9 protein-coding genes and 1 pseudogene are annotated in these 9,102 nt (G+C 61.9%); 1 reads left to right on the forward strand and 9 read right to left on the reverse strand.

Translation table 11 applies throughout. The features are described from left to right. Positions 1 to 60: 60 nt before the first annotated feature. From C9413_RS05485 to C9413_RS05525, 9 genes and pseudogenes are all read right to left on the reverse strand, one after another. Positions 61 to 582 (reverse strand): annotated as a pseudogene (locus tag C9413_RS05485) (amidase family protein); the annotation flags it as partial. Positions 583 to 632: 50 nt separating this feature from the next. Next, positions 633 to 986, reverse strand: a complete 354-nt coding sequence (locus C9413_RS05490) for a cupin domain-containing protein (RefSeq protein ID WP_040114686.1) — start codon at positions 984 to 986, stop codon at positions 633 to 635. Next, positions 979 to 1,647, reverse strand: coding sequence for a cysteine hydrolase (locus C9413_RS05495; protein WP_040114687.1), 669 nt, complete (start codon positions 1,645 to 1,647; stop codon positions 979 to 981). The genes C9413_RS05490 and C9413_RS05495 overlap by 8 nt, the downstream gene beginning before the upstream one ends. After that, entirely contained in the window at positions 1,647 to 3,197 is a 1,551-nt protein-coding gene (locus C9413_RS05500) for an ABC transporter ATP-binding protein (RefSeq protein ID WP_040114688.1), read from the reverse strand. The genes C9413_RS05495 and C9413_RS05500 overlap by 1 nt, the downstream gene beginning before the upstream one ends. Then, positions 3,194 to 3,895, reverse strand: coding sequence for an isochorismatase family cysteine hydrolase (locus C9413_RS05505; protein ID WP_040114689.1), 702 nt, complete (start codon positions 3,893 to 3,895; stop codon positions 3,194 to 3,196). Before C9413_RS05505 ends, C9413_RS05500 begins: the two co-directional genes overlap by 4 nt. Positions 3,896 to 3,906: 11 nt before the next feature. After that, the gene (locus C9413_RS05510) at positions 3,907 to 4,923 is read right to left on the reverse strand and encodes a formamidase (RefSeq protein ID WP_040114690.1); all 1,017 of its coding nucleotides are present in this window, start codon (positions 4,921 to 4,923) and stop codon (positions 3,907 to 3,909) included. A gap of 12 nt (positions 4,924 to 4,935) precedes the next feature. Further along, positions 4,936 to 5,862 (reverse strand): ABC transporter permease, encoded by a 927-nt coding sequence (locus C9413_RS05515; RefSeq protein WP_040114691.1) that lies wholly within the window; start codon positions 5,860 to 5,862, stop codon positions 4,936 to 4,938. Next, the gene (locus tag C9413_RS05520; protein ID WP_040114692.1) at positions 5,862 to 6,992 is read right to left on the reverse strand and encodes an ABC transporter permease; all 1,131 of its coding nucleotides are present in this window, start codon (positions 6,990 to 6,992) and stop codon (positions 5,862 to 5,864) included. The genes C9413_RS05515 and C9413_RS05520 overlap by 1 nt, the downstream gene beginning before the upstream one ends. Before the next feature lie 20 nt (positions 6,993 to 7,012). Next, positions 7,013 to 8,140, reverse strand: coding sequence for a BMP family ABC transporter substrate-binding protein (locus tag C9413_RS05525; RefSeq protein WP_040114693.1), 1,128 nt, complete (start codon positions 8,138 to 8,140; stop codon positions 7,013 to 7,015). A 341-nt stretch (positions 8,141 to 8,481) separates the two neighbouring features. Between C9413_RS05525 and C9413_RS05530 the strand changes: the two genes are divergently transcribed. After that, a partial coding sequence (locus C9413_RS05530) for a GntR family transcriptional regulator (RefSeq protein WP_246703698.1) occupies positions 8,482 to 9,102 on the forward strand: 621 nt, incomplete at its 3' end.

Consider the following 9,102-nt stretch of genomic DNA (forward strand, 5'->3'; position numbering starts at 1 on the left):
GGGAAGAAGGAACACAATCCAGTGGGCGAAAACCACCCACCCGCGCGGCGCGTATTAGTGCGCGCCAACGCTTGGTTTTAGGCCGACGATATTGTTGAGCCCGGCACGGATACGGCCCGAGCCGGCCGTATCCGTGCCGAGCGCAAAGCTGACGATGCCTTGGGCGGTCGCCACTGCTGAACCTGAAGATGAACCGCCAGGCACCAGCTTCGGATCAATAGCGTTCCGCGGGATCGGGTAGGGCGAGCGGACGCCGATCAGGCCGGTGGCGAACTGGTCGAGATTGGTCTTGTCGATCACCAGAGCGGCCTCTTTCAGCAGGCGGACGACGGTCGCGTCCTTTTCCGGCGCGTAGGCATAGTCCGGGCAGGCGGCGGTGGTCGGTATGCCGGCAACGTCGATGTTATCCTTCACGGCGAAAGGAATGCCGAAAAGCGGTTTTGCCGGATCGAACGCTCCGAGTTTCGCCGCCTCGGCCAAAACCGTGTCCTTTTCGACCAGGTGAATGAAGATGCCGGGATCGCTAACTTCGATGATGCGGGCAAAGACCAGCTTCGACAACGTCGGCGACACTGCCGCCATCCCGTCGAACGCGTGCAGCGAGGTGATATCGAAGGCCGGTGTCGTTGGGTTCATACCCTTTCCTCTTCCAGTATTCTTACGGGCCGATCCCATTGGATCAGCACGACGCAGCCGCTCTCGCTCCAGACGGAGTGTTCGGTGCCCGGCGCGTTGACGATATAGCTGCCGAGGCCGTAATCGCCGGTCTCGTCGGATTGTACCCCGTCGAGCACCAGGATGGTTTCGAGCCCCTCATGCCGGTGGCGCGGTACGGAGGCGCCTGCCTCGTATTTCAGGAGAGCCACGCCCGGCTGGTCGCCTTGGAAAGGTCTAATCCAGTGAATGGTGACTTCATCGCGGAAGCGGACGAATTCCAAATCCTTCCACCCACCAGATGTGAGCAGTTCGCGGGTCGTTTCAGGCATGTGCGATGCTTTCCAGAATGTCGTCGACATGGGCAGTCCAGCCGACGACCGCGCCCTGGGCGCGGATCATCGCCATTGCCGCGGCCTTGAATTCGGGAAAATAGCTTTCCGTAGCCTCCTCGGCGAGCAGACATTCATAGCCACGGTCGTTTGCCTCGCGCATGGTCGTTTGCACGCAGACTTCCGTCGTGACGCCTGCAAACACGAGCTGCTGGATGGCGCCCTTCTTTAGCACGTCGGCGAGCTCGGTAGCGTAGAAGGCGCCCTTGCCGGGCTTTTCGATCACCACTTCCCCGTCGATGGGTGCCACTTCCGGAAGAATTGCCGTGCCGGGTTCGCCCGAAATCAGGATGCGGCCCATCGGGCCTTCGTCGCCGATCCTGAGCGAAGGATTGCCGCGGTCGCGTTTGGCCGGCGGCAGGTCGGAGAGGTCCGGCCGGTGGCATTCCATCGTATGGATGACCGGCAAGCCGGCAGCGCGAAAACCTTCGATCAGACGTTTCACGTCCGGCACGATCTTGGCGACGCGGCTGACATCATTGCCGAGGCACGCGCCGAAACCGCCAGGCTCGGCGAAATCGCGCTGCATGTCGATGACGATCAGCGCCAGCGCGCCAGGTTTCACGGTAAAGGGAAAGGGTTCTGCCTTGATTGCGATCATCAATGATGACCTGCCATATGCGCCCCGATGACGCCGATATCGGCGGAACGCGCCGGCGTCTCGTAGACGAGCTTTCCCTCCGAGATCACCACGATGCGGTCGGACATCTCGAGGAGCTCGTCGAGATCCTCCGAAAGAAGAAGGACCGCGGCTCCGGCATTGCGAGCCTTCATGATGCGCGCACGGATTTCGGCGACGGCAGAGAAATCAAGGCCGAAACAGGGATTGGAGACGATCAGCAAATCGACATCGCCGGTCAGTTCGCGGGCAAGCACGGCACGCTGCACGTTGCCGCCCGAAAGCGCTGCGATCGGTGAGGCGGAAGAGGCGGTCTTGACCTTGAAGTCGGAGATCAGCGCCGACGCACGCTCCTTCATGCTGCCCCTGTTCAGCCAGATCGCGTCCTTGCCGTCCGGCTTCAAGTCGAAGGTGCGGAAGGCTAGGTTCTCGCTGACGGTCATTTTGGGCGCGCAGGCGTTCTGCAACGGCTCTTCGGGGATGAAACGCACCTTCTTCTTGCGGGTCTCCTCGCGGGTGGCACCGTAAGCCTCGCCGTTGACCATGATCCGGCCGGCATCGGTCGGGCGCTGGCCAGCGAGAATTTCCGTCAGCTCCTTCTGGCCATTGCCGGAAATGCCAGCAATGCCGACGATCTCGCCGGAGCGGACCGTAAGCTCATCGATCTCGATCGTCTTCAGGCCGGAGCGATCCGGGGCTTTCACCTGGCTTACTCTCAGCACCGGCCTTGCCGCTTCCGCCACCGGCAGACGGCTGTCGAGCTCGGCGAGCTTGACGTCGCCAATCATCATCGCCGCCATCTCGGCGGTCGACAGTTCATTCACCTTGCCTGTGCCGACCAGCTTGCCGCGCCGCAAGATCGAACAGGCGTCGGCGAATTTCGTCACCTCGTGGAATTTGTGCGAAATCATCAGCACGGTGAGCTCGCCGCGTTCGGTCATGCCGCGCACAATGCCGAGCATCTCATCGGCTTCGGCGGGTGTTAGCACGGAGGTCGGCTCGTCGAGCACGAGGAAGGAGCGGCCGAGATAGAGCTGCTTGACGATTTCGAGCTTCTGTTTTTCGCCGGCGGCAAGCTCGCTGACCGGCCTGTCGAGCGGGATCTTGAACGGAATGCGCTCCATGAAGGCCGCCAGATCCTTGCGTTCCCTGGCCCAATTGATCACCGCGGGTACTTCGGTGCGGCTGATGACCAGGTTTTCTGCGCCGGTCAGAGACGGAACGAGTGTGAAATGCTGGTAGACCATGCCGAGCCCATAGGTCGCGGCATCCTTGGGTGAGGCGATTGCCACCTCGTGGCCGTCGACCGACAGCGAGCCGGATGTCGCGTGATAAAAGCCCATGATGCATTTGACGAGCGTCGATTTGCCGGCGCCGTTTTCGCCGAGAAGCGCGTGAAAAGAGCCGGCCGGAACGGCGATCGAGACGTTGTTGAGCGCGGTGAACGAGCCGAAGCGCATGGTCATGCCGAGCGTATCGATGCCGACGGCCTTGCCGGCCTTGGGAAGGGGCGTGTCGCGAACGGTGCTCATGGCAGCTGGCTCACAAACGTTTCAGAACTGGAGACGGAGCCGAACACGCCGCCCTGCATCTTCACCATCTTGATCGCGGCGAGGTGGTTTCCGCAGTCGGTCGCACCGCAGCAGTCGTCCAGAAGCAGGCATTCGTAGCCGCGATCGTTCGCCTCGCGCATCGTCGTCGAGACGCAGACATCGGTGGTGATTCCCGTGAGGATAATGTTCTCGATACGCTTCTGGTTGAGGATGAGTTCGAGGTCGGTGGCGCAGAACGAGCCCTTGCCGGGCTTGTCGATGATCGTCTCGCCTTCGATCGGGTAGAGTTCGGGGATGATGTCCCAGCCGGGTTCGCCACGCGTCAGAATGCGGCCGCAGGGGCCGGGATCCCCGATGCCGGCACCGATCCGCTGTGAGCGCCAACGTTTGTTGGCCGGCAGATCGGCGAGGTCGGGACGATGGCCCTCGCGGGTGTGGATGATGTGGTAGCCCTTGGCCCGCATGGCGGCAAGCACTTGTTTGATGGGTTCGATCGGCGCCTGCACCAGCGACAGGTCGTAGCCCATGTGGTCGACATAGCCACCCTTGCCGCAGAAGTCCGTCTGCATGTCGATGATGATGAGGGCGGTATTGTCCGGCCGCAGAGCACCGTTATAGGGCCACGGATACGGATCGGCGTCGATAAAATGCCCTTTGGATTCGGCCATCGCGTCCATCGATCTCTCTCCTATTCCGCGGCAGGTTTGAGGGGTTCGTCGTACCGGCGCATCGGCTTGTCAAATCTGCAGGACGTGCCGTCCTTGACCTTAATGTCGTCTTCCCATGGCAGGTGGTATTTGCCTGCGACGAGGTCGTGCATGTAGGTGTAGGGCGCATCCTGCGCGCCGCCGGCGACAGCGACATAGCCGCGATGGCCGACCTGATAGATATTGTTCTCCACGCCCCAGCCGAGCCGGGCCTCGCGCACCAGGTCAGGACGCACCTCGGCGGTAATGATCTCGTTGGGCCGGCTGGAGGTTCCGTGGGCGATGATCGTGCCGTCGAAATTGCAGATCATGCCTTCGCCCATGGAATCGAACGTGCCGTCCGAGCCGCACATGCACACATTCGCGGTGACCATCAGGTTGCAGAAGGCGTTGGCCTGGTTGGTGAAACGCCAGGCTTCGCGGATCGGCGCCGTATAGCCGGCCGTGCGGATCATGATTTCGGCGCCCTTGTAGGCGCATTCGCGCGCCATCTCCGGGAACATGCCGTCATGGCAGATGACGAGCGCGAGCTTGGCACCGTTCGGGCCATCGATGACGGGAATACCCAAATTACCGGGCTCCCAAGGCTCAACCGGTACCCAGGGATGCATCTTGCGGTAATAGAGCTTCAGCTCGCCCTGGTCGTCGATGACGATGCCGGAATTGTATGGCATGCCGCCCGGATTGAGCTCCATGATGGAGAAGCACCCCCAGATTGCGTTGTCCCTGCAGGCCTGCTTGAAAGCCGCGACCTCCGGCCCGTCGAGCGTGCACATGATCTCCGGATTGATGTCCATAGACAGGCCGTGCAGGGCGTATTCGGGAAAGACGACCAGATCCATGCCAGGCTGGTTGCGCCGCGCCTTGGCGACCAGATCGACGATCACTTGCGTCTGGCGCGCAAGATCGGCCTTGGTGACCGTCACCGGCAACTGAAGTTGCACGAGGCCGATGCCGACGCCGTGTTCGGATTTGTTGAGACCGCCAAGTCCGTTCATCGGAAAGCTCCGTTATTTCGTGAGCGACAGCGCACCCGGCGCACCGGCGAGCGAGCGGGTGGGCGAGGACGTGGCAATCAGGATGATGAGGGTGAGCACGTAAGGCGCGGCGTAGAAGAGGTAGTAGCCTTTTGTGACGCCGACCGATTGCAGCGCCGGTCCAAGTGCCCCGGCGCCGCCGAAAAGTAGCGCGGCCAGGAAGCAGCCGATCGGGTTCCAGCGCGCAAAAATGACCAGTGCGACCGCCATCAGGCCCTGGCCCGACGAGATGCCTTCGTTCCACGAGCCGGGATAGTAGAGCGAGAGGTAGGCGCCGCCGATCGCAGCCAGCGCGCCGCCCGCTGCCGTCGCCAGCAAGCGAACCTGGTCGGGGTGGATGCCCATGGCCCGGGCCGCGTCCGTGCTGTCGCCGACGACGCGCAGGATCAGGCCGATGCGGGTGTTCTTGAACCCCCAGAAGAGGAAGAGCGCCAGCGCTGCGCCGAGGAAGAACAGCACATTGATGTTGAGTACAGCCTGGATCTGCGGAGAGGTTGCCCAGCCGCCGAGCGGAATCGAGGGCAGTTTCGGCGCCACCGGCTGTATGAAGGACTTGCCGAGGAAGAAGGCGAGCCCGAGCCCGAACTGCATCATGGCGATGCCGACGGCGATGTCGTTGACCTTGGGGAACTTGCAGATCCAGCCGTGGATCAGCCCGAAGATCGCGCCTGCCATCATGGCGGCGAGCACACCGAGCGTCGGCGAACCGGTGATTACCGCCACAGCATAGGCTGTCATGGCGCCGAAGACGAGGGTCCCTTCGAGCCCCAGGTTGATACGTCCGGAGCGTTCGGTAATCGTCTCGCCGAGGCTCACGAAGATGAACGGGGTCGAGACACGGATGGCGCCGGCGAAGACCGCCAGTGGAACGCCCCAGATGCCGATCGCTGTTTCCTCCATCACAGGCTCCTCTTCCAAAGATCGGGATTGAAGACCTTGAACCGTCCGTAGAAGGTCTCGCAGACGAGAATGACGATGAAGAGCGTCCCCTGCAGCACCAGCACCGTCGCATCCGGCAGACCCATGCGCCGCTGGATGAGGCCACCCGAAGCATCAATGCCGCCGAGCAGGATGGCGACGGGGATGATCGCCAGCGGGTTGTGGCGGGCGAGGAAGGCGACGAGGATGCCGGTATAGCCGTAGCCGGCCGCCAGCGAGGCGTTGGCACTCCCCTGTACCGCCGCCACTTCGATCATGCCCGCCAGACCGGCGAAACTGCCGGCAAGCGCGGTAAATCCGACGATCAGCTTGCCGACGGCCAAACCCTGGATCTGCGCGGCGCGCACGTTGCCGCCGGCGATGCGGGCCGCAAATCCGTAACTCGTCGCTTCGATCAGCACCCAGGAAATGATGCAGGCGAGAATGCCGACGACCAGACCCCAGTGCACATCCATGCCAGGAATATTGCCGAGCATGTATTCCGCCGGCAGCGGCTTGGTCGACGGCTTGTTGAGGCTTGCGGGATCGCGCAGCGGCCCTTCGACAAATTGGTTCATCAAGGCGATAGCGATATAGGAGAGCAAGAGCGACGAGATGGTCTCGTTGACGCCACGGGAGTGGCGCAGGAAACCGGCAAGGCCGATCCAGATACCGCCGATCGCCATGGCAGCGATCGCCATCAGAACAAGGCTGAGGAAAACCGGCGCGGTGCCGGCGAGCGGCAGAGCCATGGCCGCGGCAGCAACGCCGCCCAGCACGACCGCTCCTTCCCCGCCGATGATGACGAGGCCGAGGCGGGCGGGCAGGGCGACGCAGAGCGCCGTCAGGAGAAGGGGTGCGGCGCGGCTGAGGCTGTTTTGCACCGAAAACCAGCTGCCGAAGCCGCCGGTGTACATCAGTTGGAAGAGGGTGGCCGGCGACTTGCCGACCGCCAGGATGAAGAGGGAGAAGAGCGAAAGGCCGAACAGAATGGCCGCGAGGCCAATGACGATCGGCTCGACACGGCGCGCGATCCATTCGAGGACGGGGCGCAGCGAAGCCGATTTTTCGGTAGCGATGGCCATTGCGGGATCATTGGCTTCGATGGTCATGGCGCTTCTCCCTTTGCGGTTTACGCTGTGGACCCGACGACGCCCTCGACCAGATAATTCATGCTTTCGAGCTCAATCGCGTCTTCGGCGTAGCTCTTGTCGGCAGCGACCACGGTGTCGCCCTTATTGTCCTTCAACGGTCCCTTGAAGACCGAGAAGCCACCCTTCATCATGTCCGCCTGCGTGGCCTCGAAGGCTTTGCGGCCTGCCTCGGACACGCCGGCGCCGAGCGCGCTCATCTTCACGAAGCCGTCCTTCAGGCCGCCGCGCACGAAGTTGCCGAGCTTTTCGCCGGCCTGCGCCCTCTTGATGAAGTCGCTGTAGACGTTGCCCCAAGCCCACTCGGCGCCGGTGAGGTATTTTTCGGGAGCGAGCGAGCTCTGATTGGCGTGATAACCGCAGATGAAGGCGCCTCGGCCGGCGCCGGTCTCTACGACGACCTTCGGGCTGTCGACGTGGCAGGTGATGACGTCGGCGCCTTGGTCGGCCAGCGCGTTGGTGGCTTCGGCTTCCTTGACGGCGAGCGACCATTCGCCGGTGAAGATCACCTGGCAGGTGATGGTCGGATCGACTGTGCGCGCCCCTAGCAGGAACGCGTTGATATTCTGCAGAACCTGCGGGATCGGCTTTGCGGCGATGAAGCCGATCTTCTTGCTTTTTGTCGCATGGCCGGCGGCGATGCCGTTTAGATACTGGCCCTGGAAGATATAGCCGAAATAGGAGCCGGTATTGGCGGGGTTCTTGCCTTCCTGCCAAAGCCCTCCGCAGTGGCGGAATTGGATGTCGGGATATTTAGCCGCCATGGCCAGCATGTGGGGATCGAAGTAGCCGAAGGAGGTCGGAAAGAGCAGGGTCGCGCCGTCCAGATTTATCATGGACTCCATCGTCTTCTGGACGTCGACAGTCTCCGGAACATTCTCTTCTTCGACCAGCGTCACGCCCGGCATAGCCTTGATGACGGCCGCACCCTCCGCATGGGCCTGGTTGTAGCCGTAGTCGTCCTTGGGGCCGACATAGATGAAGCCGACGGTAAGTGCAATTTGGGCTGCGGCGGGGGAGCTCATCACGCCCGGCATGGAACCGGCGAGCACACCGGCAGCGGAGGCCTGGAGGAAATTGCGGCGGTTCATGGAAAGGAGTTTGGTCATCGAGATGCTCCTTGCGGCGCTGGGCCAGTTGCGAACGAGTACAGCAAAGTGCATGCAACACGCGTGCCAGAAGGTAATTTACTGGTTTTTATAGATTATTAGCTGTCTTAAAACTCTCGCTGCGTAAAGTGCATACAGATTGATCGCATATACGCATAAAAAATAGTCAGTAAGTTTTCTTGTTCATTTAGAGTGCGCCCGTTGATATCGCGTCGAGTTGGATGTGGCGCCTCAGGCCATCGAAAAAATAGACGTTAACAATAGCTTGCGCAGTACAATTTGACTTATCGAGTCCCGAACGGCATCTGTATGCAGAGGGTAAAAGTAGGTAGATTCGCACCATGAAGCAGGCCAGACCCAGAGAAGTCATCCGCACCGGAACCACCGTCGAACAGATGGTGCGAGCGATGTCCGACATGATCGTCACAGGCGCAATCCTTCCGGGCGCGAAGTTGGACGAGGTCTCGCTCGCAGTTCGTTTCGACGTTTCGCGCACGCCGGTCCGAGAGGCTTTGCGTGAGCTGGGTGCCATGGGATTGAGCGTGCGCGAGCCAAATCGCAGTGCCATCGTTACCAATGTCACCGAGGCTTATCTACATTCGATGTTCGAGGCGATGGCGGAACTCGAAGCGATCTGCGCCAGGCTTTCGGCCGACCGTATGACGGTCGATGAGCGGCGCGCGCTTGAGTTGATGCATCGAGGATCGATGAGGCTGGTGCATACCGGCGCGGCAGAGGAATATTCGGCTCACAACACCGAATTCCACACCCGGCTTTATCGCGGCGCGCATAACGATCATGTCTTCGAGATGGTGACCCAGACGCGAGCGCGGCTCGCGCCCTTTTCGCGGGGGGCACTGCGCTTGTCCCCGGGTCGTGGGCCCGACCCTTTGGGGGCCCGGGGGGTGTTAAGAGCGCGCCTGCGGGGGGGCGGGCGGCGTGCGCGGGCGGGCGGGCGCATG

This window comes from Rhizobium sp. SEMIA 4085 (genome assembly GCF_013004495.1).
GTDB classification, from domain to species: domain Bacteria; phylum Pseudomonadota; class Alphaproteobacteria; order Rhizobiales; family Rhizobiaceae; genus Rhizobium; species Rhizobium gallicum.

Coding starts and splice junctions, on each gene's coding strand:
- C9413_RS05490 (WP_040114686.1), bottom strand. CDS start 986: ATGCCTGAAACGACCCGCGAACTGCTCACATCTGGTGGGTGGAAGGAT.
- C9413_RS05495 (WP_040114687.1), bottom strand. CDS start 1,647: ATGATCGCAATCAAGGCAGAACCCTTTCCCTTTACCGTGAAACCTGGC.
- C9413_RS05500 (WP_040114688.1), bottom strand. CDS start 3,197: ATGAGCACCGTTCGCGACACGCCCCTTCCCAAGGCCGGCAAGGCCGTC.
- C9413_RS05505 (WP_040114689.1), bottom strand. CDS start 3,895: ATGGACGCGATGGCCGAATCCAAAGGGCATTTTATCGACGCCGATCCG.
- C9413_RS05510 (WP_040114690.1), bottom strand. CDS start 4,923: ATGAACGGACTTGGCGGTCTCAACAAATCCGAACACGGCGTCGGCATC.
- C9413_RS05515 (WP_040114691.1), bottom strand. CDS start 5,862: ATGGAGGAAACAGCGATCGGCATCTGGGGCGTTCCACTGGCGGTCTTC.
- C9413_RS05520 (WP_040114692.1), bottom strand. CDS start 6,992: ATGACCATCGAAGCCAATGATCCCGCAATGGCCATCGCTACCGAAAAA.
- C9413_RS05525 (WP_040114693.1), bottom strand. CDS start 8,140: ATGACCAAACTCCTTTCCATGAACCGCCGCAATTTCCTCCAGGCCTCC.